Source organism: Lentzea sp. NPDC036955 (assembly GCF_055608005.1).
The window spans coordinates 142,147-166,868 of the sequence record NZ_JBVJRC010000012.1 but is presented as its reverse complement, the minus strand read 5'-3'; the positions used below and the strand labels follow the sequence as shown (position 1 = coordinate 166,868).

The 24,722-nt window shown below is 71.4% G+C and carries 28 protein-coding genes and 2 tRNA genes; 16 read left to right on the top strand and 14 right to left on the bottom strand.

Going from position 1 to position 24,722, the window contains the following annotated elements; translation table 11 throughout:
- Nucleotides 1-10 precede the first annotated feature (10 nt).
- Nucleotides 11-289, bottom strand: coding sequence for a hypothetical protein (locus ACZ7CF_RS35980; protein WP_360397177.1), 279 nt, complete (start codon nt 287-289; stop codon nt 11-13).
- Nucleotides 290-306: 17 nt separating this feature from the next.
- Here ACZ7CF_RS35980 and ACZ7CF_RS35975 point away from each other — a divergent pair, with 17 nt between their 5' ends.
- Complete coding sequence (locus tag ACZ7CF_RS35975; RefSeq protein WP_360397178.1) at nt 307-684, top strand: antibiotic biosynthesis monooxygenase family protein; 378 nt, start codon at nt 307-309, stop codon at nt 682-684.
- Here the strand turns inward: ACZ7CF_RS35975 and ACZ7CF_RS35970 are convergent.
- The gene (locus ACZ7CF_RS35970) at nt 668-1,342 is read right to left on the bottom strand and encodes a tetratricopeptide repeat protein (RefSeq protein WP_360397179.1); all 675 of its coding nucleotides are present in this window, start codon (nt 1,340-1,342) and stop codon (nt 668-670) included. The two genes, ACZ7CF_RS35975 and ACZ7CF_RS35970, sit on opposite strands and share 17 nt — an antisense overlap.
- A gap of 94 nt (nt 1,343-1,436) precedes the next feature.
- On the opposite strand from ACZ7CF_RS35970, the gene ACZ7CF_RS35965 reads away from it, so the two are divergent.
- On the top strand, nt 1,437-2,822 hold the full coding sequence (locus ACZ7CF_RS35965; protein WP_360397180.1) for a glycine--tRNA ligase: 1,386 nt from the start codon (nt 1,437-1,439) through the stop codon (nt 2,820-2,822).
- A gap of 238 nt (nt 2,823-3,060) precedes the next feature.
- Here the strand turns inward: ACZ7CF_RS35965 and ACZ7CF_RS35960 are convergent, their stop codons facing one another.
- Together ACZ7CF_RS35960 and ACZ7CF_RS35955 are read right to left on the bottom strand one after the other, a co-directional pair.
- Nucleotides 3,061-3,930, bottom strand: coding sequence for a serine hydrolase (locus ACZ7CF_RS35960; protein WP_360397181.1), 870 nt, complete (start codon nt 3,928-3,930; stop codon nt 3,061-3,063).
- A gap of 16 nt (nt 3,931-3,946) precedes the next feature.
- Nucleotides 3,947-4,678 carry a Type 1 glutamine amidotransferase-like domain-containing protein gene (locus ACZ7CF_RS35955; protein ID WP_360397182.1) on the bottom strand — a complete coding sequence of 244 codons (732 nt, stop codon included), beginning with the start codon at nt 4,676-4,678 and terminating at the stop codon, nt 3,947-3,949.
- A gap of 51 nt (nt 4,679-4,729) precedes the next feature.
- Between ACZ7CF_RS35955 and ACZ7CF_RS35950 the strand changes: the two genes are divergently transcribed.
- The 4 genes from ACZ7CF_RS35950 to ACZ7CF_RS35935 all read left to right on the top strand — a co-directional run bounded on the left by ACZ7CF_RS35950 (nt 4,730) and on the right by ACZ7CF_RS35935 (nt 8,310).
- A complete protein-coding gene (locus ACZ7CF_RS35950; protein ID WP_360397183.1) occupies nt 4,730-5,404 on the top strand; it encodes a YdcF family protein in 675 nt (224 codons plus the stop codon).
- Nucleotides 5,404-6,642, top strand: coding sequence for a deoxyguanosinetriphosphate triphosphohydrolase (locus ACZ7CF_RS35945; protein WP_458433857.1), 1,239 nt, complete (start codon nt 5,404-5,406; stop codon nt 6,640-6,642). Before ACZ7CF_RS35950 ends, ACZ7CF_RS35945 begins: the two co-directional genes overlap by 1 nt.
- Nucleotides 6,643-6,701: 59 nt before the next feature.
- The gene (locus tag ACZ7CF_RS35940; RefSeq protein ID WP_360397185.1) at nt 6,702-7,709 is read left to right on the top strand and encodes a serpin family protein; all 1,008 of its coding nucleotides are present in this window, start codon (nt 6,702-6,704) and stop codon (nt 7,707-7,709) included.
- 82 nt (nt 7,710-7,791) lie between these two features.
- Nucleotides 7,792-8,310, top strand: a complete 519-nt coding sequence (locus ACZ7CF_RS35935) for a Scr1 family TA system antitoxin-like transcriptional regulator (protein WP_360397186.1) — start codon at nt 7,792-7,794, stop codon at nt 8,308-8,310.
- Here ACZ7CF_RS35935 and ACZ7CF_RS35930 read toward each other — a convergent pair.
- Nucleotides 8,307-8,486: a hypothetical protein gene (locus tag ACZ7CF_RS35930; RefSeq protein WP_030472123.1), complete on the bottom strand. Its 180-nt coding sequence runs from the start codon at nt 8,484-8,486 to the stop codon at nt 8,307-8,309. The genes ACZ7CF_RS35935 and ACZ7CF_RS35930 overlap by 4 nt on opposite strands.
- A gap of 146 nt (nt 8,487-8,632) precedes the next feature.
- Here ACZ7CF_RS35930 and ACZ7CF_RS35925 point away from each other — a divergent pair, with 146 nt between their 5' ends.
- Nucleotides 8,633-9,445, top strand: a complete 813-nt coding sequence (locus tag ACZ7CF_RS35925) for a class I SAM-dependent methyltransferase (protein WP_360397187.1) — start codon at nt 8,633-8,635, stop codon at nt 9,443-9,445.
- 20 nt (nt 9,446-9,465) lie between these two features.
- Here ACZ7CF_RS35925 and ACZ7CF_RS35920 read toward each other — a convergent pair whose 3' ends face one another.
- Together ACZ7CF_RS35920 and ACZ7CF_RS35915 are read right to left on the bottom strand one after the other, a co-directional pair.
- Nucleotides 9,466-10,101, bottom strand: coding sequence for a dioxygenase family protein (locus tag ACZ7CF_RS35920; RefSeq protein WP_360397188.1), 636 nt, complete (start codon nt 10,099-10,101; stop codon nt 9,466-9,468).
- A gap of 115 nt (nt 10,102-10,216) precedes the next feature.
- Nucleotides 10,217-11,101 carry a sigma-70 family RNA polymerase sigma factor gene (locus tag ACZ7CF_RS35915; protein WP_470371898.1) on the bottom strand — a complete coding sequence of 295 codons (885 nt, stop codon included), beginning with the start codon at nt 11,099-11,101 and terminating at the stop codon, nt 10,217-10,219.
- Nucleotides 11,102-11,141: 40 nt separating this feature from the next.
- Between ACZ7CF_RS35915 and dnaG the strand changes: the two genes are divergently transcribed.
- From dnaG to ACZ7CF_RS35900, 3 genes are read left to right on the top strand one after another with little or no spacing between them, the layout of a single operon-like run.
- Nucleotides 11,142-13,028 (top strand): DNA primase, encoded by a 1,887-nt coding sequence (dnaG, locus tag ACZ7CF_RS35910; protein WP_360397190.1) that lies wholly within the window; start codon nt 11,142-11,144, stop codon nt 13,026-13,028.
- Nucleotides 13,029-13,523 carry a hypothetical protein gene (locus ACZ7CF_RS35905; RefSeq protein WP_470371876.1) on the top strand — a complete coding sequence of 165 codons (495 nt, stop codon included), beginning with the start codon at nt 13,029-13,031 and terminating at the stop codon, nt 13,521-13,523. It begins immediately after the preceding gene.
- 52 nt (nt 13,524-13,575) lie between these two features.
- Nucleotides 13,576-14,316, top strand: a complete 741-nt coding sequence (locus tag ACZ7CF_RS35900) for a trans-aconitate 2-methyltransferase (RefSeq protein WP_470371875.1) — start codon at nt 13,576-13,578, stop codon at nt 14,314-14,316.
- Between the two features lie 8 nt (nt 14,317-14,324).
- Here the strand turns inward: ACZ7CF_RS35900 and ACZ7CF_RS35895 are convergent, their stop codons facing one another.
- Nucleotides 14,325-14,585: a YtxH domain-containing protein gene (locus tag ACZ7CF_RS35895; RefSeq protein WP_360397193.1), complete on the bottom strand. Its 261-nt coding sequence runs from the start codon at nt 14,583-14,585 to the stop codon at nt 14,325-14,327.
- Nucleotides 14,586-14,734: 149 nt separating this feature from the next.
- Between ACZ7CF_RS35895 and ACZ7CF_RS35890 the strand changes: the two genes are divergently transcribed.
- Together ACZ7CF_RS35890 and ACZ7CF_RS35885 are read left to right on the top strand one after the other, a co-directional pair.
- A tRNA-Asn gene (locus tag ACZ7CF_RS35890) sits at nt 14,735-14,807 on the top strand.
- A 67-nt stretch (nt 14,808-14,874) separates the two neighbouring features.
- Complete coding sequence (locus tag ACZ7CF_RS35885) at nt 14,875-15,729, top strand: oxygenase MpaB family protein (protein ID WP_470371874.1); 855 nt, start codon at nt 14,875-14,877, stop codon at nt 15,727-15,729.
- Here ACZ7CF_RS35885 and ACZ7CF_RS35880 read toward each other — a convergent pair.
- Nucleotides 15,684-16,145 carry a GNAT family N-acetyltransferase gene (locus tag ACZ7CF_RS35880; RefSeq protein WP_470371873.1) on the bottom strand — a complete coding sequence of 154 codons (462 nt, stop codon included), beginning with the start codon at nt 16,143-16,145 and terminating at the stop codon, nt 15,684-15,686. The genes ACZ7CF_RS35885 and ACZ7CF_RS35880 overlap by 46 nt on opposite strands.
- A 105-nt stretch (nt 16,146-16,250) precedes the next feature.
- Here ACZ7CF_RS35880 and ACZ7CF_RS35875 point away from each other — a divergent pair.
- The 3 genes from ACZ7CF_RS35875 (at nt 16,251) to ACZ7CF_RS35865 (ending at nt 18,983) form a co-directional block, all read left to right on the top strand.
- Nucleotides 16,251-16,325: transfer RNA gene (locus ACZ7CF_RS35875), tRNA-Ile, on the top strand.
- A gap of 77 nt (nt 16,326-16,402) precedes the next feature.
- Nucleotides 16,403-18,013, top strand: coding sequence for a hypothetical protein (locus tag ACZ7CF_RS35870; protein WP_470371872.1), 1,611 nt, complete (start codon nt 16,403-16,405; stop codon nt 18,011-18,013).
- Between the two features lie 109 nt (nt 18,014-18,122).
- Complete coding sequence (locus tag ACZ7CF_RS35865) at nt 18,123-18,983, top strand: exodeoxyribonuclease III (RefSeq protein ID WP_470371871.1); 861 nt, start codon at nt 18,123-18,125, stop codon at nt 18,981-18,983.
- Here the strand turns inward: ACZ7CF_RS35865 and ACZ7CF_RS35860 are convergent.
- The 5 genes from ACZ7CF_RS35860 to ACZ7CF_RS35840 form a co-directional block, all read right to left on the bottom strand.
- Nucleotides 18,961-20,271, bottom strand: coding sequence for a HAMP domain-containing sensor histidine kinase (locus ACZ7CF_RS35860; RefSeq protein ID WP_470371870.1), 1,311 nt, complete (start codon nt 20,269-20,271; stop codon nt 18,961-18,963). The genes ACZ7CF_RS35865 and ACZ7CF_RS35860 overlap by 23 nt on opposite strands.
- The gene (locus ACZ7CF_RS35855) at nt 20,268-20,945 is read right to left on the bottom strand and encodes a response regulator (RefSeq protein ID WP_458433843.1); all 678 of its coding nucleotides are present in this window, start codon (nt 20,943-20,945) and stop codon (nt 20,268-20,270) included. Before ACZ7CF_RS35855 ends, ACZ7CF_RS35860 begins: the two co-directional genes overlap by 4 nt.
- 3 nt (nt 20,946-20,948) lie before the next feature.
- Nucleotides 20,949-21,071: a hypothetical protein gene (locus ACZ7CF_RS35850; RefSeq protein WP_470371869.1), complete on the bottom strand. Its 123-nt coding sequence runs from the start codon at nt 21,069-21,071 to the stop codon at nt 20,949-20,951.
- A 5-nt stretch (nt 21,072-21,076) separates the two neighbouring features.
- Complete coding sequence (locus tag ACZ7CF_RS35845) at nt 21,077-21,439, bottom strand: hypothetical protein (protein ID WP_360397201.1); 363 nt, start codon at nt 21,437-21,439, stop codon at nt 21,077-21,079.
- Nucleotides 21,440-21,513: 74 nt separating this feature from the next.
- The gene (locus tag ACZ7CF_RS35840; RefSeq protein ID WP_360397202.1) at nt 21,514-22,302 is read right to left on the bottom strand and encodes an STAS domain-containing protein; all 789 of its coding nucleotides are present in this window, start codon (nt 22,300-22,302) and stop codon (nt 21,514-21,516) included.
- A gap of 208 nt (nt 22,303-22,510) precedes the next feature.
- On the opposite strand from ACZ7CF_RS35840, the gene ACZ7CF_RS35835 reads away from it, so the two are divergent.
- Nucleotides 22,511-24,715: an ATP-binding protein gene (locus tag ACZ7CF_RS35835; protein ID WP_470371868.1), complete on the top strand. Its 2,205-nt coding sequence runs from the start codon at nt 22,511-22,513 to the stop codon at nt 24,713-24,715.
- Nucleotides 24,716-24,722: the final 7 nt, after the last annotated feature.

The following is a 24,722-nucleotide window of genomic DNA, read 5'->3' as shown; positions in this document are numbered from 1 at the left end:
GCGGCACACCTCACCTGGTAGGGATTTTCAGAACCAATTCTAGTGCGATGAGGACGAGTACCAGCAGGACCACCACGCGCAACGTGCGGTGAGCTGGGGAAAGAACCTTCCAGGTGGCGGCCAGGAGGGCGACGGCACCGACGATCAGGACGCCCAGCAGCACCGCGCCGACCGTGCCGCCGACCAGGACGCCCGTGACGAACAGGGCGAGCACGGCGAGGAACGCCACCGCCGGGCGCACGCGGGCGAGCGGGCCGTCGCCGGGCAGGAGAGGGCGCTTGGAGTTCACCGTGCCATCCTTGCACCGTGCTGCTCGTGTGCCGGTTCCGCGTGTCCGACCCAGAGGCGTTCACCGCGCGGGTGAGACGCGCCCTCGAGCTCCTGACCGCCCAGCCGGGATGTCTCAGGGGCACATTGGCGCGGTCCACCGACGAGGACGACCGCTGGGTGCTCACGGTGGAGTTCGAGTCCGTGGTCGCCTACCGGCGGGCGATGTCGCCGTTCCCGGTGCGCGAGCACGTGGTGCCGTTGCTGTCCGAGGCGCTGACCGACGAGCCCGCGATGTACGAGCCGACGCTGACCAGCACCGGCGGCGCGGTCGAGGAGCACACGAGCCTGCTCGCCGAGGACGCGTTCACGGTGCGGCTGGGCGAGGCGGCGGGCCCGGCTACGCCTCGGCGATAGCCCGCATCTCCTCGACCCACTCGTCGTGCGAGTCGTGGGGGAGCAGCTCCAGCGCCCTGCGCGCCGCCGCCGCGGCCTCCTCGGTGCGGCCCAGCGCGTGCAGCGTCTTGGCCTTGCCGCTCTCCGCGTACGCCTCCGGCGTCTTCTCGAACGCCTCCAGCGCCTCGTCGAAGCGGCCGTTCTCGAAGTAGTACCAGCCCAGGTTGTTGTGCAGCGGACCCAGCCAGCGGCCCAGCTCCGGGTTGCCCCCGACCAGCTCCAGGCCCTGCTTCGTCCACTTCTCCGGGTCGTCGACCAGCGACGCCATGTGCGCGGCGTCCACGGCCAGCGACAGGTCACCGCGGGTCTTGGCGAGGATGAACGCCGCCACGAACAGCGGTTGCGCCGCCTGCGGGTCACCGGCGGAGCGGTGCAGCCGGCCGCGTTCGAGCAGCACCCGCACACGGCCGGTGGAGTCGGGTGCGATCAGCGCCTCCGCTTCGTCCACGAGCGCGTGACCTGCGGCGAAGTTCTCCCGCAAACCCTCGGCGCGGGCGAGCTGGGTCAGCACCTCCGCCCGCTCGTCGTCGGTGCGCACGTTCTCCAGGAACGCGCGGAACCGCGCCTCGGTGCCGTCGAGGTCGGCGAAGTCCCACAGCTCCCGCAGCCGGTCTTCCATTCGTGCAGGGTAAGGCTCCGGTCGCCCGTTCGGGGCGCGACGTGACGGGCTAGGCTGTGGCCCCCGATTCTCATTCCCCCGTTGGAGTTCGAAGTTGGCCGCCGATCGCATCGAGACCGTTGTCAGCCTCTGCAAGCGCAGGGGGTTCGTCTACCCGTGCGGGGAGATCTACGGCGGTACCCGCTCGGCGTGGGACTACGGCCCCCTGGGCGTGGAGCTCAAGGACAACATCAAGCGCCAGTGGTGGAACTTCATGGTCCGCGGCCGCGAGGACGTCGTCGGCCTGGACTCGTCGGTCATCCTGCCGCGTGACGTGTGGGTCGCCTCCGGTCACGTCGAGGCGTTCGTCGACCCGCTGATCGAGTGCGAGTCGTGCCACAAGCGGTTCCGCGCGGACACCCTGTCCGAGGAGTACGCCGAGCGCACCGGCAAGGAGGTCGCCGAGGGCGACGTCTCCGACGTGCCGTGCCCCAACTGCGGCGTGCGCGGCAAGTACACCGAGCCGAAGATGTTCAACGGCCTGCTCAAGACGCACCTCGGTCCGGTCGAGACCGAGGAGGGCCTGCACTACCTGCGCCCGGAGACCGCGCAGGGCATCTTCACGAACTTCCTGAACGTGCAGACGACCTCGCGCAAGAAGCCGCCGTTCGGCATCGGCCAGATCGGCAAGTCGTTCCGCAACGAGATCACGCCGGGCAACTTCATCTTCCGCACCCGCGAGTTCGAGCAGATGGAGATGGAGTTCTTCGTCGAGCCCGGCACGGACGAGGAGTGGCACCAGTACTGGATCGACGAGCGCACCCGCTGGTACACGGAACTGGGTGTGTCGAAGGAGAACCTGCGCCACTACGAGCACCCGAAGGAGAAGCTGTCGCACTACTCGAAGCGGACCGTCGACATCGAGTACCGCTTCCAGTTCGGCGGCCAGGAGTGGGGCGAGCTCGAGGGCATCGCCAACCGCACCGACTTCGACCTCACCACGCACTCCAACGCCTCGGGTGTCGACCTGTCGTACTTCGACCAGGCCACGAACTCGCGCTACAAGCCGTTCGTCATCGAGCCCGCGGCGGGTGTCGGCCGGCCGATGATGGCGTTCCTGCTGGAGGCCTACACCGAGGACGAGGCCCCGAACGCCAAGGGCGGTGTCGACAAGCGCGTCGTGCTGAAGCTCGACCGCAGGCTCGCACCGGTGAAGGTCGCCGTGCTGCCGTTGTCGCGCAACGCCGACCTCTCGCCGAAGGCCCGTGACCTCGCGACGGACCTGCGCCGCAACTGGAACGTCGACTTCGACGACGCGGGCGCCATCGGCCGCCGCTACCGCCGCCAGGACGAGATCGGCACGCCGTTCTGCGTGACGGTCGACTTCGACACGCTCACCGACCTCGCCGTGACGGTGAGGGAGCGGGACACGATGTCGCAGGAGCGGGTGGCGATGGACCAGCTGGAGTCGTACCTGGCCGCGCGCCTGGTCGGCTGCTGAGCCGCACACGGGTTCCGCGGAGCGGGTCGGGCGTCGAGCCCGGCCCGCTTTCGCGTTGTCCGGGGGTGTTGTGCGCTCGGGCGGGCGACCGGGAACGGTGGGCCGGGTGGGTCGGGGCGGCGGTGGGCGCCGCTGACGCGGGTGGTTGACGTGCACGCCGTGCACGGTGGGATCGTGCTCGCCCACCTGGTGGTGCGCGGGTGCACCGGGAAGCGGCCCTGGCCGGAACCGGAACGGCTCAGCCGTTGACGCCGAGCTTCGCGAGCAGCGCGGTGGTCACGGCGTCGATGGCCTGGCGCGCGGTGGTCCAGGACCCGGTCGGGCTCGTGGTGAGGACGGCGACGGCGTAGCGGTCGTCGAGCACGCCGGCGCTGTGCAGGTAGACGTCGCTGGGCAGGTAGTACATCCAGCCCTGCTTGGCGTACGCGCCGGTGCCGCCGAGCAGGCCGAACGCCTGGTCGAAGCCGTCGGCCGCGGTGGCGGGCGCCGCGGACAGAGCCGTGACGACCGCGTCGCGCACCGGCGAGCTGAGGACGTACCGGTAGAGCCGCACCATGTCGTCGGCCGTGATGACGACCTCGCCCCACTGCGACGGGTCGTCCGGCGCGTGCGTGCCGGTGAGTCCGGCGGCCGCGGCGACGCGACCGATGGCGCCCACGCCGTCGAACCTGGTCCAGAGCACGTCCATCGCGCTGTCGTCGCTCGCGCTCAACGCGCGATGTATCAGTTCGCGGTCCGCGTCGGTCACGGGCTGCTGGAGCGCGTCCACCGCCAGCAGCAGCTTCGACAACGACGCCGAGTAGAACTGCTGCTCGCCCTGCTGCTCGACGAGCTGACCCGTCTTCAGGTCGAGCACCGCGACGCCGACGTCAGACGCACCGCCCGCAGCTACCGCCGCCGATATGTCAGCTGCTGATATATCGGATATCGCCGACGAACCCGTATCCGATATATCGCCGGTAGCTCCGGAGTCCGGGCTGATGTCCAGTACATCAGGTCCACGGAAAACTGATATATCGGATATCGGTTGGCCGTGGGCGAAGCAGGGCGCGGCGTCCGGGACCACGTAGACGGCCGCCGCGATGAGGACGATCAGCAGCCGGCGCACACCTCCAAGGTGTGCCTCACAGCAGGCGGGTGTCGAGCTTTTCCTCCTGTGCGGTTGCTGAAGAAACGTCCCTGGTCACGACGTACGCGCCGCTGCCGGGACGTTCCGCCACGGCCTCGACGAGCTCGGTGCCGCGGTAGAGCAGCCCGGCGCCGTCGTCGGTGCAGTAGGTCGTCGGCAGCACGCCCGCGGCCACCGCCTCGTGGACCTTGGGCCGGCGCTGCTCCTCGGAGTCGTAGTGCACGCCGTTGCCGTAGGGCAGCAGGCCGAGGCCGTTGGTGACGATGCGCAGGTCCGGTCCGAACGAGTCGGTCGCGCCGCCGGTGTGCCAGCAGATCGAGCCCGCGGAGACACCGCTGAGCACGACACCGGCCTCCCACGCCTTGCGGAACACCGGTCCGAGGCCGTGCACCTCCCACACCGCGAGCAGGTTCGCCACCGAACCGCCGCCCACCCACACGACGTCCTGCGCCAGCACGAACGACTCCAGGTCGTCGGTCGGCGGCATCGTGAACAGGTTGAGCACCGACACCTCGACGCCGGCGACGGCACCGGCCTCGACCACGTTGGCGTTCATCGCCCGCTGGTCGCCGCCCGCTGTCCCGACGTGGCAGAACCGCGGCTTGCGCCCCTGCACCCCGGACAGCTCCAGGGCGAAGTGGATCAGCTTGTTGAACTCGAGGTTGGTCCGGCGGCCGGAGCGGTAGCCCCCGGACGTCGCGAGGATGGTCGGCTGCTCAGCAGGCATGACGAAGATCCTCGCAGGGGCGTCAACGCGGGACCCCCGCCGTCTGGGAGCATGCTGGGTGTGCGGACGACCACCCTGAGACCACTCGCCAGGATTCGCCGGATCGTGTTGCGCCTCGTCTTCGGTGCGCTGGTCGTCGGGCTGCTGGTCGTGGGCGGCACGGCGGTCCGCGTGTGGCAGGTCGCGCGGGTGGACGACTGGACGAAGGCCGACATGGCGATCGTCCTGGGCGCCGCGCAGTACAACGGCGTGCCCTCCGACGTGCTCGAAGCCCGCCTGGGACACGCACTCGGGCTCTACCAGGAGGGCGTCGTCCGGTACATCGCCACCACCGGCGGCCGCCAGCCCGGCGACAACTTCACCGAGGGCCAGGTCGGCAAGCTGTGGCTGGTCGAGCGCGGGGTTCCCGAGGACCGGGTGCTGCAGGTAGGCGAGGGCGCGGACACGCTCGGCTCGCTGCGCGCCGTCGCGTCGGTCGCCAAGGAGCGCGACCTCAAGACCGCCGTGATCGTCAGCGACCCGTGGCACTCGCTGCGCGCCCGCACGATGGCCGAGGACGCCGGCCTGCGCGCGTGGACGTCGCCGACCAGGGTCGGCCCGAACGTGCAGACCCGCCAAGCGCAGCTGTTCTACATCAAGCGCGAGACCGGGGCGTTGCTGTACTACCGGCTGATGAAGGCGCACGCAGGCGTGTTCGACGAGCTCAAGCTCCCTAAGATCGGGTGATGGGATACACCGGCCACGACGCGGAGCGCCTGCTCGCGGAAGGACCCAAGAGCGCCGCGCTGCCGGGGGCCCGCACAGAAAAGCGCACCCCGTTCTCCCGCGACCGCGCCCGCGTCCTGCACTCCGCGGCGCTGCGCAGGCTCGCCGGCAAGACCCAGGTCGTCGGCCCTGGTGAGGGCTCCGAGGTCACCGGTGTGCCGCGGACCCGCCTGACGCACTCGCTGGAGGTCGCCCAGATCGGCCGCGGCATCGGCGAGGAGCTCGGCTGCGACCCGGACATCGTCGACACGGCCGGTCTCGCGCACGACATCGGCCACCCGCCGTTCGGGCACAACGGCGAGAGGGCGCTGAACGAGCTCGCGGGCCCGTGCGGTGGTTTTGAGGGGAACGCGCAGACGTTCCGCATCCTCGCCCGCCTCGAACCCAAGTCGCGGCACGGCCTCAACCTCACGCGCGCGGTGCTCGACGCGGCGACGAAGTACCCGTGGCCGCGCATGCCGGGCGTGGTGAAGTTCGGCGCGTACGACGACGACCTCGACGTGTTCGAGTGGATGCGCGCGGGCGCACCGGACCGGGCGAGGTGCATCGAGGCGCAGGTGATGGACTGGTCCGACGACGTCGCGTACTCGGTGCACGACGTCGAGGACGGCGTGCTGGCCCACCGCATCAGCCTCGCCGCGCTCGCCCGCCCCGACGAACGGGCCGCGATCGCCTCGCTGGCCGCGAAGACGTTCTCCGACGAGTCGGTCGCCACGCTGGAGGCCACCGCGCAGCAGCTCGTCGAGCTGCCCGTGATCGCGTACTTCACCGAACACGAGTACGACGGCTCGCTCGGCGCGCAGGTCGCGTTGAAGAACCTCACCAGCGAGCTGGTCGGCCGGTTCGCGAGCGCCGCCGTCACCGCGACCCGCGCCGTGCACGGCGACGGCCCGCTGACCAGGTACGGGGCCGCGCTGGAGGTCCCCGGCCAGGTCGCGGCCGAGGTGGCGCTGCTCAAGGCGATGGCCGTCCGCTACGTCATGAGCGACCCGGCCCGCCTGGCCATGCAGGCCGCGCAACGCGAGCTGATCACCGAGCTCGTCACCCGCCTGCTGCGGCGCCCGGAACTGCTCGACCCCGCGTTCCGCCCGGTGTTCGCCGCCGCCACCACCGACGCGGCCCGGCTGCGCGTCGTGGTCGACCAGGTCGCCCTGCTGACCGACGCGCAGGCCGTGGCCTGGCACCGCGCATCGGCGTAGCTTCGGGGGAACGGGAGACGGGTACCCACCGGGTCCGCGCACCTTGGAGGAGGGTCTTCGTGACCGATCAGGCCGACTTCGCACTGAACCTGCACCGCGTCGCCGTCCCTGATCCCGCCGAGACCGCCTGCTGGTCGCCGTTCTCCGTGGCCAGCGCGCTCGCGCTGGCCCGCGCGGCCGCCGCAGGGCCGACCCGCACCGAGCTCGACGCGCTGCTCGGGGACTTCTCCGACGCCGACTCGCTCGACGTGCCGGAGCTGTCCGTCGCGAACACCCTGTGGGCCGACGACGACCTGACGGTCGACCCGGCCTTCCCGCTGGCGGACTCGGTGCGCCGCACCGCGTTCTCCGACCCGCAGACCGTGCGCAAGCTCGTCAACACCGACGTCGCCGAGACCACCCGCGGCCTGATCCCCGAGCTGCTCGCCGCACCACCGCCCGCGGACGCCGCCGCGATCATCGTCAACGCCCTGTACCTCAAGACCGGCTGGCTGAACGCGTTCCCCGAGGCCGACACCGAGCAGCGCCCGTTCCACGCACCCGGCGGCGACGTCGACGTGCCGACCATGCGGGTCACCGAGAAGTTCCGCTACGCCCACCAGGGCGGCTGGCAGTCGATCGCGCTGCCCGCCGACTCCGGGATCGAGACCGTGGTCCTGCTGCCGGACACCTCGCTCGACCAGCCGCTCGACCCGTCCGTGCTCACCGCGGGCAGCCACGTGCGCCTCGAGCTCTCACTGCCCAAAGTGGACGTCCGGGCGCGGTTCAACCTCAAGGGAACGCTGCGGCGGCTCGGCGTCGAGCGCATGTTCACGCGCGAGGCCGACTTCTCCGGGCTCTCCCCGGACGAGCGGATGTTCGTCGACGACGTGGTGCACGAGGCGGTGCTGCGCCTGGACGAGGAAGGCCTCGAAGGCGCCGCGGCGACCGCGGTCACGTTCCGCACGGTGTCCTTCGAGATCCCGTCCGACCCGGTCGTGGTGACCGTCGACCGGCCGTTCCTGCTCGCCGTCCGCAACGCGCGGTCCGGCGCCGTCTACTTCCTCGCGCAGGTCGCCCGTCCCTGACCAGCCACCCGTGGGCACCATTCGCCCTGTAGGGCGAGCGTTTCGCGCGGCGAGATCATGATCTTGCCCTTACCGTTCTGGCATGACCCAGCACGGTGCCGGTGAGCAGTACGTCGTGCTCGCGGCCGCGGGCGCCACGCGGATCACCTGCTTCAGCGGCGTCACCATCCCGGTCCTGCTGCGCACCGAGTGCTACTCGAAGGCGCTGACGGCCGCGCTCGGGCTCGCACCCACGCCGGAGCTGCTGCGCGACGGCGTGCTGCCGCACTGCGTCTTCTTCATCCACGAGTACGCGCTGCGCACCGTCGTCGGCGGCAACCGGCTGATGGAGGACCAGGTCCTGCACCTGCTGTTCCACGCCCCGTCGATCAGGGTCGTGCCGGCCAGTGCGGGCGGGGCAGCGGCCATCGGGACCGACGTGGCGCTCATCCAGTACGCCCACGAACCTCCGCTCGTCTACCTGGCGAACTGGGTCACGGCCAGCGACACCGCGACCGTCGAACGGTGCGTGTGCGCCTTCCGCCGGTTGCACGACGTGGCGCTCGACAACGAACGCTCCCGCGACCTCCTCATGGAGTACGTGGCCGTCTACGACCGCTAGTTCGGGGTGTTGCGCCGCAGGAAGAGCCGCATCCCGTCCTCGCCGGGCAGCGCGCACAGCAGCAGGCGGACGTTCTGGTGCCGCACCGGGACCGCGCACGAGTCGCCCGCCAGCAGCGTTCCCGCCAGCAGGCCGGCCGACTCGTGGTCGATGTCCAGCACGAAGTCGTTGCTCATGAACTGGACCCTATGAGCTGCCAGGTCCACGACCCAGTCACCCAAAGGTGTCACATTCCGCGGAGCTGCCCCGTCCACCGGCCAGGACGAGGACCAAGGGGGTTCGCCGGTGGGGACGCCTGCCGGACCCCGGCACACTGGGAGACGTGGAGAAGATCACGCTCACCGGTGCGCAGGAGACCATGCTCGCCACGCTGTACGGCAGGGCCCTGGACAGCGAGCGGGCGGCCTCCGTGCTGCACGACGTGGAGGCCCGCCGCGCGGTCGACCGGATCGACTACGACTTCACCAGGACCGGCATGACCACCACCAGCGCCGTCGGCGTCGCCATCAGGGCGAAGGTGCTCGACGACTGGACCGCCGACTTCCTCCGGCGCACCCCGTCGTGCACCGTCCTGCACCTCGCGTGCGGCCTCGACACGCGCGTGCACCGGCTGGACCGGCCCGACACCGTGCGGTGGGTGGACGTCGACCTGCCGGACGTGGTGGCGTTGCGGCACAAGCTGCTGCCGGTGCCGACCGGCGAGTACCGGCTCGTCGCCGGGTCGGTCACCGACGACGGGTGGCTCGACGCCGTGTCGCCGGCCCGCCCGGTCGTCGTCGTGTTCGAGGGCCTGTCGATGTACCTCACCCGTGCCGAGGGGCACGCGCTGGTCCGGCGCGTCACCGAGCGGTTCGAGACCGGCGAGCTGCTGTTCGACGTCTACGGCACGTGGGGGATCAAGCTCCAGCGGCTCGTCCCGGCCGTGCGCAACGCCGGGGCGACGTTGCACTGGGGCGTCGACGACCCGCGCGAGGTCGAGGCGCTGCACCCCGGACTGACCACGGTGGACGCGCTGCGCAGCGTGGACCTGCCGCACCTGGGCGCGTTGCCCAGGTCCGGCAGGGTCCAGCTGAAGCTCGTCAGCGCGATCCCGAAGCTCCGCGACGTCGGGAAGGTGCTGCGGATGCGGTGGTGATCACCCGTGCGGCCACATCGTCAGCCTTCGACGACGAAGTCGAACTTGGCGGTGTACCGGTTGCCCACCAGCGGCCCGAGCGCGACCTCGCACTCGCGGTCGAGGTAGGCGTCGCGCCGGTTCAGCCAGGCCACGTTCATCCCGTACGCCCGCAGGTTGTCCGGGAAGAACAGCTGCGTGGTGAGGATCGGGCCGCCGCGGGCCTGCACCTTCACGTGGATGTGCGGGGTCCGGCCGGGGTAGTCCTTCGGGATGATCGTCTCCAGCACGTAGGCGCCGGAGGCGTTCGTGAACTGGTGGCCGCGCATCTTGAAGGTCGTGTTGTCGTACACGCCGCGGTCGTCGGCCTGCCAGAAGTCCAGCAGGGCGTTCTGGATCGGCGCGCACTTCATCGTGTACACGAACCCGGTGAGGCTCAGCACGATCCCGGTGACACCGGGCGTGCGCAGGTTCGTGCGCTGCGGGGAGTTGCGCTTGAAGTAGGGGCCTTCGATGTTCGACGGGGTGTCGTCGTCATCGACGCAGGTCGGGGTCAGGGGAAGAGGGGCGCTGCGCGCCGTCGTGGTGCCGGCGGCGGTCAGTGCGACCACGGCGGCCGCGCTGGTGGCGGTCGCCAGGAACGCCCGGCGGGTGGGGATCTCGTCGTGTTCGGGCATGTTCGGACTCCGGTGGTTGCAACCCGCGGCAGGGGGGCTTGGGCTGGCCAACTCGTCCGAACGTAAGCGGCGAAACGATCCAGGGACCAGTTGTGGTCCAGACCAAAAAACGCGGTCAGAACACCACGTGGGCGAGCTTGTCCGGGTTCGCCATGTCGTAGACCGCGTGCACCTTGCCGTCGTGCACGGCCATGGTGATCACGCGCCGGGACGCCTCGCCCGTCGTGGCCATGACCACCCCCAGCTCGCCGTTGACGAGCGTGGGCCGCAGCTCCGGCATGCCGTCCCGGTCGAAGCCGTACTTGCGCATGAGGCCGAAGAAGAAGCGGGCGATCTTCTCCGCGCCGGTGACCGTGTGGACCGCGGTGCGCGCCTTGCCGCCGCCGTCGCCGACCATGACCGCCTGCGGGTGCAGCAGGCCCAAGACGGCGTCGATGTCACCGCTCGACATGGCGTGCAGGAACTTCTCCAGCACCTCCTGCTGCTCGGCGAGCGCCGAGCGGGGCGGCGGTTCGGCACCGGCCACGGCCTTGCGCGCACGGGAGGCGTGCTGGCGAGCGGAGGCCTCCGAGACGCCGAGCACGTCGGCGATCTCGCTGAACGGCAGGGAGAACGCGTCGTGCAGCACGAACGCCACGCGCTGGTCGGGCGTGAGCCGGTCGAGCACCACGAGCGCGGCCATGCGCACGCCGTCCGCCTGCACGACCGACGCCAGCGGGTCGTCCGCCTCACCGGTCGTGAGCAGCGGCTCGGGCAGCCACGAGCCCACGTACGTCTCCCGGCGCACGGCCGCCGACCGCAGCCGGTCCAGGCAGATGCGGCTCACGACGGTGGTGAGCCACGCGCGGGCGTCGTCCAGACCCACGGCCTTGGCGAACTTCGGCCACGCCTCCTGCACCGCGTCCTCGGCGTCGGCGACGCTGCCGGTCAGCCGGTAGGCCACGCCGATCAGGTGCGTGCGGTGCAGTGCGAAGACGTCGGCCGCGGTCACGGGGTGCAGTCTGCCACTGCCGGATTTCGGCAGGCCGTAGACTCGGGGTGTGGCAGGACGCATCAGGGAAAGCGACATCGCGTTGGTGCGTGAACGCAGCCGCATCGACGAGGTCGTGGGCGACCAGGTGTCGCTCAAGCGGGCCGGCGGGGGAGCGTTGAAGGGCCTGTGCCCCTTCCACGACGAGAAGACGCCGTCGTTCAACGTGCGCCCGTCGCACGGCACGTTCCACTGCTTCGGCTGCGGCGAGGGCGGCGACGTGATCGCCTTCGTGATGAAGGTCGAGCACCTGTCGTTCGTGGAGGCCGTCGAGCGGCTCGCCGACCGGGCGGGCATCCAGCTCACCTACGAGGGCGGCGGCAACACGATCCAGCGCGACCGGGGCACGCGCAGCCGGCTCATCGAGGCGCACAAGGCGGCCGCCGAGTGGTACGCGGAGCAGCTCGCGACGCCCGAGGCCCAGCCGGCGCGCGAGTTCCTCGCCGAGCGCGGGTTCGACGAGGCAGCGGCGCGCCAGTTCGGCTGCGGCTACGCCCCCGGCGGCTGGGACAAGCTCACCAAACACCTGCTGGGCCGCGGCTTCGAGCTGGCGGAGCTGATCAAGTCGCAGCTGGTCAAGGAGGGTCGCCAGGGCCCGATCGACCGGTTCCACCGGCGGCTGCTGTGGCCGATCAGGGACATCGGCGGCGAGGTCGTCGGCTTCGGCGCGCGGCGGATCTTCGACGACGACCCGATCCAGGCGAAGTACCTCAACACCAGCGAGTCGATGATCTACAAGAAGTCGCAGGTGCTGTTCGGCCTCGACCAGGCCAAGCGGGAGATCGCCAAGCGCAAGCAGGCCGTGATCGTCGAGGGCTACACCGACGTGATGGCCATGCACCTGGCCGGCGTCCCGACCGCGGTCGCCTCGTGCGGCACGGCGTTCGGCACCGACCACATGAACGTGCTGCGCAGGCTGCTGATCGACGACGACGTGAACGGCGAGGTCATCTTCACCTTCGACGGCGACGAGGCCGGCCAGAAGGCGGCGCTGAAGGCGTTCGAGGGCGAGCAGCAGTTCTCCGCGCAGACCTACATCGCGGTGGCGCCCGACGGCATGGACCCGTGCGAGCTGCGGCAGGCCAAGGGCGACGTGGCCGTGCGCGACCTGGTGGCCCGCCGCACGCCGTTGATCGAGTTCGCCATCAAGGCCCAGCTGCGCTCCTACGACCTCGACTCGGTAGACGGCCGCGTGGAGGCGCTGAAGAAGATGGTGCCGTTCGTCGCGCAGATCAAGGACCGCGCCAAGCGCGACGGCTACGCCACGCGCCTGGCCTGGTGGGTGGGCTGGGACGACGAGGCCATGGTCGTGCGCCGGGTGCGCCAGGTCGCGGGCGGCAAGGCCCCGGCCGTGGCGCCGCGCGCGGACCCGAACCAGATGGCGCTGTCCGTCGACGTCGACGGCCCCGCGCGCCCGAACCCGCGCGATCCCCGCCTGGTGCCCGAACGCGAGGTGCTGAAGGTGGCGCTGCGGCTGCCCGAGTACGCGGGCCCGCTGTACGACTCGCTGCCCGACGAGGCGTTCACCGACCCGGCCTACGTGGCTCTGCACCGCGCGATCCGCGCGGCCGGCGGCGCCTCGTCCGGTCTGGCGGGCACGGCGTACCTGGACGCGATCTCGCAGAACTGCTCGCACGCGTCGGTGCGGTCGGTGCTGACGGAGCTGGCCGTGGAACCGCTGGCGGTCAAGCAGGACGACGAGTTCCGCTACGTGTCGATGGTCATCGCGCGCCTGCAGGAGGTGCAGGTGAGCAAGCAGATCGAGGACGTGAAGTCGCGGCTGCGACGCCTGTCCCCGATCAAGGACGCCGACGAGTACCGGGCGCTGTGGGGCGACCTCGTGGCGCTGGAGGAGTACCGCAAGGCACTGCTGCAGCAGAGCGCCGGGGTGCTGTAGATGGGCTTGTGGAAGCGGTTGTTCGGCTCCGGAGCGCCGGACGGGTTCGACGGGACGTTGGAGCCCGAGGAGACCGTGGTGGCGTGGGCCGCCGTCACCGGTGGCGGGCACCTCGTCGTGACGTCGCTGGGGCTGTGGGTGCCGGGACCGCGGCGGATCGGCTGGCACCTGGTCAGCAAGGTGAAGTGGGAGAGCTCGCTGCGGGTCGTGGAGGCCCGCGAAGCCGACGTCGTCGAGTCCGTGGTGCTGCTGGAAGACCTTGCGCCGCAACGGTTCGCGCTGGAGGAACCCGGCCGGGTGATGCGCGCGATCTCGCAGCGGGTCGAGGGGTCGATCCGGCACCGGGAACGCGTGGACCCGCCCGGGGTGTGGGTCCTGCAGCGGAAGGTCCCGGGACGGGACGGGTCGGTGTGGCAGGCCCGCGGTGACGCCGGGGTGGACGAGGCGGCGGTGCGGGCGGCGGTGACGGCGTTCGTCCAGAAGCAGCCGCGTTAGCGCTGCTCACGCGGGGCTGGCGCGCTAGCAGTACGCGTGTACTGTAAGCGGCATGTGGGATCCGGCGCAGTACCTGGCCTTCGCCGATCACCGGGCGCGGCCGTTCTACGAGCTCCTGGCGCGCGTGCGGGCGGAGTCGCCGCGGCGCGTGGTCGACGTGGGCTGCGGCCCCGGCAACCTGACGGTGTCGCTGCGCGAGCGGTGGCCGGGCGCCGTGGTCGAGGCGTTCGACTCGTCGCCGGAGATGGTCGAGGCCGCGCGGCGGGCCGGTGTGGACGCGCGGGTGGACGACGTCACGACCTGGGAGCCGCCGCCCGACACCGACGTCGTGGTGTCCAACGCGGTGCTCCAGTGGATTGCGTCACACCCCGTGATCGCGCAGAGGTGGGCGGCCGTGCTGCCCGAGGGGGCGTGGCTCGCGTTCCAGGTGCCCGGCAACTACGCCGACGCCTCGCACCGGTTGATCCGGGAGGTTGCGGGCGAGCGGCTGGCGCACGTCTTCCGGGCCGAGCAGCCGGTGCTGCAGCCGGTCGAGTACGCCGAGCTGCTGGCCGGCTGCTCCTCCGTGGACGCCTGGGAAACCACGTACGTGCAGCGGCTCTCCGGCGCGGACCCCGTGCTGGAGTGGGTCTCCGGCACGGCGTTGCGGCCGGTGCGGGCCGCGCTGTCCTCTTCGGACTACGACGCGTACGTCGCGGAGCTGGCACCGCAGCTGCGCGAGGCCTACCCGCGGCGAGCCGACGGCACGACGTGGTTCCCGTTCAGGCGGATCTTCGTGATTGCTCAGGTGTGACGACCGTCTCAGGTCACCGGCTGCCCGTTGGACCAGGTGGTGGTCTTCTCCTTGGTCCAGGGCGCCTTCTCCTTGGCGACGTGCGCGGCCTCGACCGACTTCTCCTTGGCGATGTGAGCCGCCTCGAACGCCTTGTCCTTGGCCGTACCAGCGGCTTTGCGCACGGTCGGGCTTTCGGTGAGCCGGTGCCAGGCGCGCACGATCTGGTCGTAGCGCTCCCGCCCGGCCTTCGCTCCGAGCACGTAGCCGACGGCCGCTCCGATCAGCATGGCCTTCATCATCCGGTTCCCTCCCGTAACAGGCCTGGTCAAGTGGTGTTCCTGGGCTAAACGGGGGGTGCCTGCAGAACCCGTTTCCAGCCTCATGTAGAGTTACCCACTGTCAGGAGGAACCAAGCCTGACGGAGACAACAGAACATTCCCCCATAGCTCAATTGGCAGAGCATGCGACTGTTAATCGCAGGGTTACTGGTTCGAGTCCAGTTGGGGGAGCTTCTCAAGACCCTGGTCATCCGACTGGGGTCTTTTGGTTTCGAGACCCATGCGTGACCTTGGGGCCATGCGCTTCGCGAACCTCCGCCGCATCACCTCGCTGGACCCGGTGGCCGACCACCAGGAGGTCCTGCGCATCTCCGCCGGCCTGGAGTTCCCGTGGGACTACCAGAAGGCGCTGGAGTTCGCGCTGTTCCGCACCTACTGCGTCCCCACGATCTCCGGTCTGCTGGAACGCACCGGCGAGTTCGAACGCCGCCCGCAGAAGCGCTACGACGACACCGCCGTGCTGATGGCCGAGCTCGTCGAACACGGCTACGACTCCCCGCGCGGCCGCGAGGCCCTGCGGGTCGTCAACCGCCAGCACGGCCGTTACGACATCTCCAACGACGACATGCGGTACGTGCTCGCCACGTTCATCTACGACCCGATCGACTGGCTTGCCCAGTACGGCTGGCGTCCTCTCTCACGCAACGAACAACTGGCCGCGTTCCACTTCTACCGCGCGGTCGGCGCGCGCATGGGCATCCGCGACATCCCCGCGGACTTCGCCGAGTACCGCGCGTTCAAGAAGGCCTACGAGGACCGGCACTTCGTCTACGCGCCCTCGAACCGCCGCATCGGCCAGTACACCCTGGACCTGTTCTGCTCGTGGTACCCGGCAGCGGTCCGCCCGGCGGTCGCACGGGCCGTGGTCGCGCTGCTCGACCCGTCGATGATCCGCGCGTTCGGCTTCACCGCGGCCCCGGCGTGGCTCAGCGCCCTCGGCCGCTTCGCCCTGCGCACCCGTGCCGCCGTGGTGCGCCACATGCCCGTGCGCCGCACGTTGAAGCTCACGAACGCCCGCAACCGCACCTACCCCGGCTACCCGAGGGGTTACCGGCCCTCGGACCTCGGCGCGAGCTCCAGCACCGCCCGCTGACCGTTCAGCACGAACCCCATCGCCCTCAGGAACTCGACGCCGGGCTCGAAGTCGCTGAGCCCGGCCTGCACCCGCGTGACCGCCGGGAACCGCTCGCGCAGCGCCCTGACCATCTCGCTGCCGATGCCCCACCGCCGCAGGTCGCCCGGCACCAGGAAGAACCCGATGCTCGCGTGCCCCGGCTCCGGGTGATCGACCACCAGGTCCACGAACCCGATCATGCCCTCGGCCTCGGCGACCAGCAGGTGCTTCTGCTCGAACGCGGCCCCCTCCGGCAACGCGTAGAACAACCCCTGCACGTCGCCGGGCCCGGACGGGTGCCCCGTGGTGGCCTGGAACCAGTCGTCGCAGGCGGCGAACAGCCGCAGCACCTCGGCCTCGTCCGCCGGCGTGAAGTCGCGGAGGGTCAAACGCACGCGTGCAGCCTATGTGGCGCTCGCCACGGGGGCGCGCAAGGCCTGATCGGCGTGATCGGTATCCTCCTTCACGCAGTGCGCAGCCGTGCGGACGGCCGCTGCGCGGGGGAAGTAGCTCAGTTGGTCAGAGCAGCGGACTCATAATCCGTCAGGTCGTGGGTTCGAGCCCCACCTTCCCCACCGGTTCGTCTGGCGCGGGTCCGCTGGCGCGGTCGGGTGCTGGTCAGCGCCGGATGGCGTGGAAGGTGGATGACTCCGTGGATGTCCTGGAACCGCGGGAGGAGCAGGTCGACGAGCTGGTGGCCGAGTTCGGTGACTGGGCTGCCGGGCGGGGGCTCGAGGTCGACCTCTTCGTCGTCGAGGCGGCGCTGGACGCACGGGTTCCGCACGTCGAGGTGCTCCTGCTCGAATGGTTCCCGCGGAAGGCCACGCTGGAGCGGCCGCACTGGTCGGGTGTGCTGACCACGCTGCACCACTGGGCCGACTTCCTGACCGCGACCCGCGGTGACGAGGCGTGGAACGGGGGCGAGCTGCACGCGGCGATCGACCGGAGCGCTCCGGAGTTCCTGGCCAGGATGGCGGACGAGCGCAACTACGGGCCGGCGAAGTTCTGGGCGACCCGGATGATCGAGCACGGCGTCGACCCCGAGGACGAGGACGACGTCCGCGACTTCCTGCTGGCGGTTCAGGCCGGTGCGGTCGAGTACGACGAGGACGTGCTGGCCGAGATCATGCGCAGGCACGCGGACGGCGGTGGAGCCGACCTGCTCCTCCCCGAGTTCGGCGGGGGTGCGCCGGGGCCGTTGCCGCCGGTGCCCGTTCCGCCCGATGGCGAGCTCGCGGCACTGGCGGAGGCCACCGGGGTGGTGACCCGGTTGCGGACGTTGGTGACGTGGGTGGGTGCCGGTCGTGCGGTGACGACCACGAAGCACCTGCTCGTGGCGGACGCCCGTGAGCTGGCAGTGCTGCTGGGACTGGACGAGCCGGGTGCGGAACGGGCGCGCGGCAGCGAGGACCTGCCGGAGGTGTCGCTGCTGGTGGCCTGGGCCAGGGCCGTTCGCCTGGTCCGGGTGGTCAAGAGCAGGCTCGTGGCGGTCAAGAGTGCGGCCGGCCTCCTGGACCGGCCGGTGGAGCTGTGGTGGCGGGCGTTCGAGGCGTACGGCGGGCTGGGGCCCGAGGCGTGCGCGCCCGCGAGCCGGCACGAGGCACCCTCTCCGCTCGGGCTGGCGCTGCGGGAGGTGCTGCTGGACCTGTGGCTGGGCCTCTACCCGGCAGGCGGGGCACCGGTACCGGTGGAGCTGCTGGCGGAGAGCGCTCACCACGCGGTGTCCGCGTGGTTCGAGGTCGGCGGGTTGCCGACCGGTGCCCGGGAGGTGATGTGGCGGCGGGATTTCGCCGCTGTGCTCGGGGCCCTGGCGGTGCTGGGGGTGGTCGAGCTGGCGGTGTCCGCGGACGCGGAGGAGCACGCCGAGATCATCGAGCTGTCCGGCAACGATGATCCCGACCTCACCCTCGCCCGGCTGACACCCCTCGGCCGGTGGGCTGTGCAGCGGGCGTTGCGCGCGGAGGGGTTCGACGCGCCGTCCGTGGAGGAGTTCGCGCAGTTCCCGCTGGAGGAGGTGTGCGAGGCGGTGGAGCCCTGCGCACCGGAGGTCGCCGAACCGGTCCTGGCTGCCTGGGTCGCGGCCAGGGACGCCGGGGAGGCGGCGGCCGAGCTCGCGGCGTTCTGCGTGGACGGGCCGTCCGCCGAGGTGCGGCTGCTGGCGTGGGCCGCGCTGGAGCACGCCGGTGCACCGGGTGCGGAGCAGGCCCGCCGGCTGCGCTCCGCAGGAGCGGTGCCGACCGAGTGGCCGGCCGTGGTGAGCTGACCTCCCGCCCGCAGCGCGGTGGGAGTCCACTGAGGACGGACCGTCCGCCTGACCAGGCCCGTCACCCGGCTCCATGCGGGCTCCAGGGCTTGTGACTACCGTGGTCCCGGTGCGAGTGGCGACCTGGAACGTGAACTCCGTCAAGCAACGCGTGCCGAGGCTCTTGCCGTGGCTGGACCAGCGGCAGCCGGACGTGGTGTGCCTGCAGGAGACCAAGCTGGCCGACGACGCCTTCACCGCCCTGCTCGGCGCGGAGCTGGAGCAGCGCGGGTACCGGGTCGCGGTGTTCGGCGAGACGCAGTGGAACGGGGTTGCGATCCTGTCGCGCGTCGGGCTGGAGGACGTGGAGGTCGGTGTCGCCGGTGCGCCGGGGTTCCCGCACCAGGAGGCACGGGCCGTGGCCGCCACGTGTGGTGGTGTGCGGGTGCATTCGCTGTACGTGCCGAACGGGCGTGAGCCGGAGTCGGACCACTACAAGTACAAGCTGGAGTGGCTCGCCGCACTCAGGGACGTGCTCGCAGCCGGGCCGGCGGACGCGCTGGTCTGCGGTGACATCAACATCGCCCCCGCGGACGCCGACGTGTTCGACCCCGACGCCTTCGCCGGGCACACGCACGTGACGGAGCCGGAACGGGCGGCGCTGCGGGCGATCGAGGCGCTCGGGTTCCACGACGTCGTGCGCGAGCGGTGGCCGGACGAGCGGATCTTCAGCTACTGGGACTACCGGGCCGGCATGTTCCACCGCGACCTGGGCATGCGGATCGACCTGGTCCTGGCGAGCGACGGGGTGGCGCCGCGGGCGAAGGCCGCGTGGATCGACCGGCACGCGCGCAAGGGCACCGGGCCGAGCGACCACGCGCCGGTCGTCGTCGACCTCGACGAGGCGCCGGACGGTGACATCGGGCCCGTCGTGCCGCCGCCGTCGGCTCCGGGCGCGAAGAAGAAGGTCAAGCTGCCCCAGGCGAAGTGAGCGGCAGGGCCACGGTGAACGCGGCCCCGCCCTCGGGTGCGGGGCCCGCCGTGATCGTGCCGCCCATCCGGGTGACCAGGCCGTGCACCAGCGCCAGGCCCACACCGGTGCCGACCGGGCGGGTCTGCTGGTAGCGGGCGTGCAGCACGCCGCGGTCGAACGCCACGGGGTAGTCCTCCGGTGCCAGGCCGGGGCCGCCGTCGCGCACCTCCAGCACCGACGACACCGCGAGCACGACCGGGCGGCCCGCGGGCGTCACGCGCAGGGCGTTCTCCAGCAGGCCGTCGATCACCTGGCGCAGCCGCCGGGGGTCCGCGCGCACCACCGGGGAGGCCGTGACGTCGACCGAGAACCGCACGCCGGCCGCGTGGCAGCGGGCGTGCCACACCTCGGCGGCCGAGCGGACCACGGGGACCAGCTCGACGGCGGCGAGGTCGAGGCGGAAGTCGTCGGCGCCCAGGCGGGCCAGGTCGAGCAGGTCGGACACGAGCCGGTCCAGCCGGCGGGCCTCGGACAGGACCACCGCGCCGACCGGGGCCACCTGCTCGCCGGTGACCACGCCGTCGGCCAGCGACTCGGCGAACCCGGTGACGGCGGTCAGCGGCGTGCGCAGCTCGTGCGACACCGACAGCAGGAAGTCGCGCTGCCGGGACTCGCTGCGCTGCAACGCGTCCGCGAGGTCGTTCACCGACCTCGACACCTCGGCCAGCTCGTACGGGCCGGACACCGGCACGCGCAGGTCCCGCCGGCCACCGCTCATCGCGTGCGCGACCCCGGCGACCCGGCGCAACGGCCGCGCCAGCACCGTGCCCAGCGCCAACCCGGCCACGCAGGCCACGACCAACCCGATGGCGAGCGCGAACAGGACGTTGCGGACCAGCGCACGCGCGTTGCCGCCCGTCTCGGTCTCCTGCACCAGCGCGAACCCGCCGCCACCGGACGGCCGCGCCTCGACCAGCAGCCGCCCGCTCGTCTTCGACACCGGTTTCCCGGTGAGGACCTCCTCGGCGTACACGGCGCGTGCGGCCCGCACGGCAGCCTTGTCCTGGCCGGACACCTCACCGGCCGCGGACACCGTGACGATCGCGATGCCCTGCCCCTCCAGCACCTGCTCGACCCGCCTGTTCGACACCTGGCCCGCGACGACGTCGGCCTGGTTCGCCAGGATCTCGCGGCTCACCTCGCGGGAGGTGCTCAGCACCAGGCGCGTGGACACGAACCCGGCGACGAGGACCGCGACGAACGCGACCCCCAGGCACAGCAACGCGATCCGGGTGGCGAGGTTCACGACGCGTCCGCCGAGTAGCCGACGCCGCGCACCGTCCGGATAGGACTGGAGACGCCGAACTTCGCGCGCAGCTGGGCGATGTGCACGTCGACCGTGCGCGTCCCGGCCGCGGACGAGTACCCCCACACCGCGCTCAGCAGCTGCTCGCGGGAGAACACCCGGCGCGGGTGCCGCATCAGGTGGGCGAGCAGGCCGAACTCCGTCGAGGTCAGGGAGACCTCGGCGGAGCCGGCCCACGCGCGGCGTTCCCCGACGTCCAGCCGCACGTCACCCACCCGCAGCGCCTCGGTGGCGGTCGCGGCGGGCGTGGCCCTGCGCAGCACCGTGCGGACCCGCAGCGCGAGCTCGCGCGGGCTGAACGGCTTGGTGACGTAGTCGTCCGCGCCGAGCTCCAGCCCGAGCAGCCGGTCGACCTCGTCGTCGCGCGCGGTCACGAACAGCACCGGTGTCCAGTCGCCCGCCGCCCGCAGCGCGCGGCAGACCTCGATGCCGCTCATCCCCGGCAGGCCCACGTCCAGCACGACCGCGACCGGCGCGAGTGAGCGGACCGCGGCCAGTGCCGCGTCCCCCGCTGCCTCCAGGTGCACGCCGAACCCGTCGCGCCGCAGGTAGAGGGCGACGAGCTCGGCGATCGCCGGTTCGTCCTCCACGACGAGCACCAGGCCACGTTCCACTGCTCACCCCGGTTGGTCGATCTCGGACTCGATGCTGTTCAGCGTCGATTCCACAGCATCGAGGTCGAGGGCCGGCTCCTCACCCCGGCACGCCGTCAGCGAGACCAGCAACGCGAGCGCGGCCACCCACCTCACTTGGCACCGCAGTGCTCGGACTTGAACCTCGCCACCCGCTCACCGGCCTGGCCGAGCCGCACGAGCTGGGCCGCGCGCAGCTTCACCCGCGCGTCCAGCACGTCCGCACGCGCCGTGTTGCCGGCCTTGCGCGCGTCGGCCGCCTTCTGCTCCAGCCACTTGGTCGAGCCGAGCGTCTCGGGCGTGCCGTTGATCCTGTCGGTCAGCGCCTTGACCTTGGCCTCGACCCGCGGCACGCGCTGCTCGCAGATCTTGCGCACCTTCTCCGGGCTGATCGTGACCGGTTCCTGGGCCGACGCGGTGCCCGCGCCGAGCAGCAGCAGTCCGGCCACGACCACGCCGATTCGTGAAATGTCCATGACGCAGAACGATGGCGGCCCGCCGTCAGAGGCAGGTCCGGCGGATGTTCGGGTTCTGCAAAGACCCGGAGGGGTTAGGCCGGGTGGGTGAAGGCGACGGTCTCGCCGAACGCGGCGGGACGGCGCCGGCTGTCCTGCGGCACGTCGAGCAACGCCCAGATGACGTGCCGTCCGCCCCCGGCCGGCGTCTCGCCCATGGTGAAGTTGCAGACGGCGATGGACGCGACGTTGCGCCGCATGGTGTTCCACTGCCTGAGGTCCAGCCGTGCGGTCGTGCGCACCGCCACGGACAACTTGTCACCACGCATGCGCAGCAACAACGAGACCGGCTGCTCGTCCTCGACGTGCGACACGAGCTCCACGGCCAGCTGCGGCGCCACGTCCAGCAACGCCTGCACGCCCCACCGTTCGCACGCGCGCTCGGTGATGCGCTCTGCCACATGCGGCGCACACCGGCACGTGGGCAGCACGGCGTCCACTCGGTCCTCGTGCTGCAAACGGGTCACGTTCGCGAGTGCGGCCTCTGTGGTGGCGTGCAGCGGGATGTGCCGCGGCAGACCGCGCGCCCCCAGCGTCGACCGCAACCGGTGGTCGCCCACGACGAGGCTCAGCGAGATGCCCGGCCAGCGCGCCGCCGACAGCCACACCACGTCGAACACCACGAGCAGCGCGGGCGACTCGGCCACGAGGCCGTCGAGCTCGACGACGACGCCGACCAGCTCCCTGGTGGCGCAGTCGAGCAGCACGTCCTGCACGCGCAGGTACGTGGACCAGTCCAGGCGGCCGGTGAAACGCACCACCAGCACGCCGTTCTGCTCCCGGAGGCCGACGTCGAGACCGTGCGCGGCGGTGTCAGCGGTCATGGTCCTTCCCTCCCCGGAACGCGGGCTCCCACCTCCCACACTGGCTGTCACGACCCGGTCGCCCTAGGGGGTAACTACCCGTGTTCCGGCGTTGGTACCTCCGGGGGACCGCGTTGCAGCGGCCGATCGCACCGACCTAGGGTGCGGTGTGGGCAGCGCACTTTCCCCGAGTCGCAAAGGCAACCTGCCTGCCGACACCACTGCTTTTGTGGGCAGGAAACAGGATGTCGCCGAGGTCAGGAGACTCCTGGCGGAGTCGCGCCTGGTCACCCTGACGGGGGTCGGCGGGGTGGGCAAGACCCGGCTCGCGCTGCGGGCGGCGGCCGAGCTGCGCCGGGCGTTCCCCGACGGCGTGTGGTTCGTGGAGCTGGGCGGGCTGAACGACCCGGACCTGGTCGTGCACACCGTGCTGGAGTCGTTGGGGGTGCACGACGACACGGTCCGCCGGCACCGGACCGTCCTGGTGGAACACCTGCGCGACCGGCAGGTGCTGGTGGTGCTGGACAACTGCGAGCACGTCGTCGGCGCGATCGCCGACCTGGTGGACGGGCTGCTGCGCGGTGTGCCCGGCCTGCGCGTGCTCGCGACCAGCCGGGAACGCCTCGGCGTGGACGGTGAGCACCTGTGGCAGGTCGCGCCGCTGCCGCGGGACCCGGCGCTGGACCTGTTCGCCGAACGCGCGGCCGCCGTCGAGCCGGGGTTCGCGATCACGGCGGCCAACCACGCCGCGGTGAGCCAGATCTGCGCGCTGCTGGGTGGAATCCCACTGGCCATCGAACTGGCCGCGGTGCGGTTGCGGGTGCTGACGCTCGACCACCTGCTGTCCAGGTTGGACGACACGTTCCGGGTGCTGGGCGACGGACGGCGCGGGGGCGACCCGCGGCACCAGACGCTGCAGGCAGCGGTGGACTGGAGCTTCCACCTGTGCACCCGCGCCGAACAGGTGCTGTGGGCGCGCGCGTCGGTGTTCTCCGGCACGTTCGACCTGGAGGCCGCGGAACGGGTGTGCTCCGGTGAGAGCGTGGACACCCACGAGGTCATGCGGTCGCTGGCCGGTCTGGTCGACAAGTCCGTGGTGGTGGCCGAGCAGCACCCGTCCGGCACCCGGTTCCGGTTGCTGGAGCCGTTGCGCCAGTACGGCTTGGACAAGCTGCGCTCCGCCGGGTGCGAGCAGGTGCTGCGCGAACGGCACCGCGACCACTACATCGAGTGGGCCCGGCGGCGCGAGGAGGAGTGGTTCGGCCCGGCCCAGCCGCGGATCTTCGCGCTGACCCACCTGGAGAACGCGAACCTCCGGTCCGCGCTGGACTTCTGCTTCTCCGCCGCCGGTGACCACTGCGTCCACCTCGCCGGCACGCTGTGGTTCTACTGGGCGGGCTGCGGGATGCTCGGCGAGGGCCGGCACTGGCTCGACCGCGCGCTCCAGACGTCCGCGACCGGCCCGGTGCGGGCCAAGGCCCTGTGGGTCAACGGCTACGTGGCCACGTTGCAGGGCGACATCGCCACCTCGGTGCGCATGCTCGACGAGTGCCGCGACTACGCGCGCACGGCCGGTGACGAGTCGGCGCTCGCCTACGCCACCCACCGACTGGCCTGCACCCACCTCGTCGGCGACGACCTGGACCTGGCCGACGAGCTGTTCGAGGAGGCCAGGAGGCGCTACCGCAGCCTCGGCGCGGTCAACAGCCACACCATGCTCGCGGGCATCGAGCTCGCGATCTCCGCTACCTTCCGCCGCGACTTCGCCACCGCGGAACGGCTCTGCGTCGAGGCGAAGGCCGTGGGCGAGGAGCACGGCGAGCTGTGGGCGCAGGCGTACGCCATCTACGTGCTCGCGTTGTGCGCGTGGGCCAGCGGCGACCTCGCGCGGGCGGACGCGCTGGGCCGCGACTGCCTGCGGATCAAGCGCACGTTCCACGACCTGCTCGGCATCGTGCTCGGCATGGAGGTGCTGGCCTGGATCGCCGCCTCGCAGGGCAACGCCCGGCGCGCGGCGACGCTGCTCGGTGCGACCAGCGAGATCTGGCGGTCGGTCGGCTACCCGATGTTCGGCTCCCGCTACTTCGGCACGCCGCACGGGGAGTGCGAGTCGGCGGTCGTCACGGCGCTGGGCGAGGCGGAGTTCCGGGTGGCGTTCCGGCACGGCATGGACCTGGAGCTGGAGGACGCGCTCGCGTTCGCCATCGGTGAGGAGCCGGCGGAACCGGAGCCGGTCGAGCCGCCCACCCCGTTGACCCGCCGCGAGCAGCAGGTGGCCGACCTGATCGCCGGCGGCATGTCGAACAAGGAGATCGCGGCCCGGCTGGTGATCGCGCGGCGGACCGCGGAGGGCCACGTCGAACGCATCCTGCAGAAGCTCGGGTTCACGTCACGGGCGCAGATCGCGACGTGGGTGACCGAACGCCGCACCTGAGCAGCAC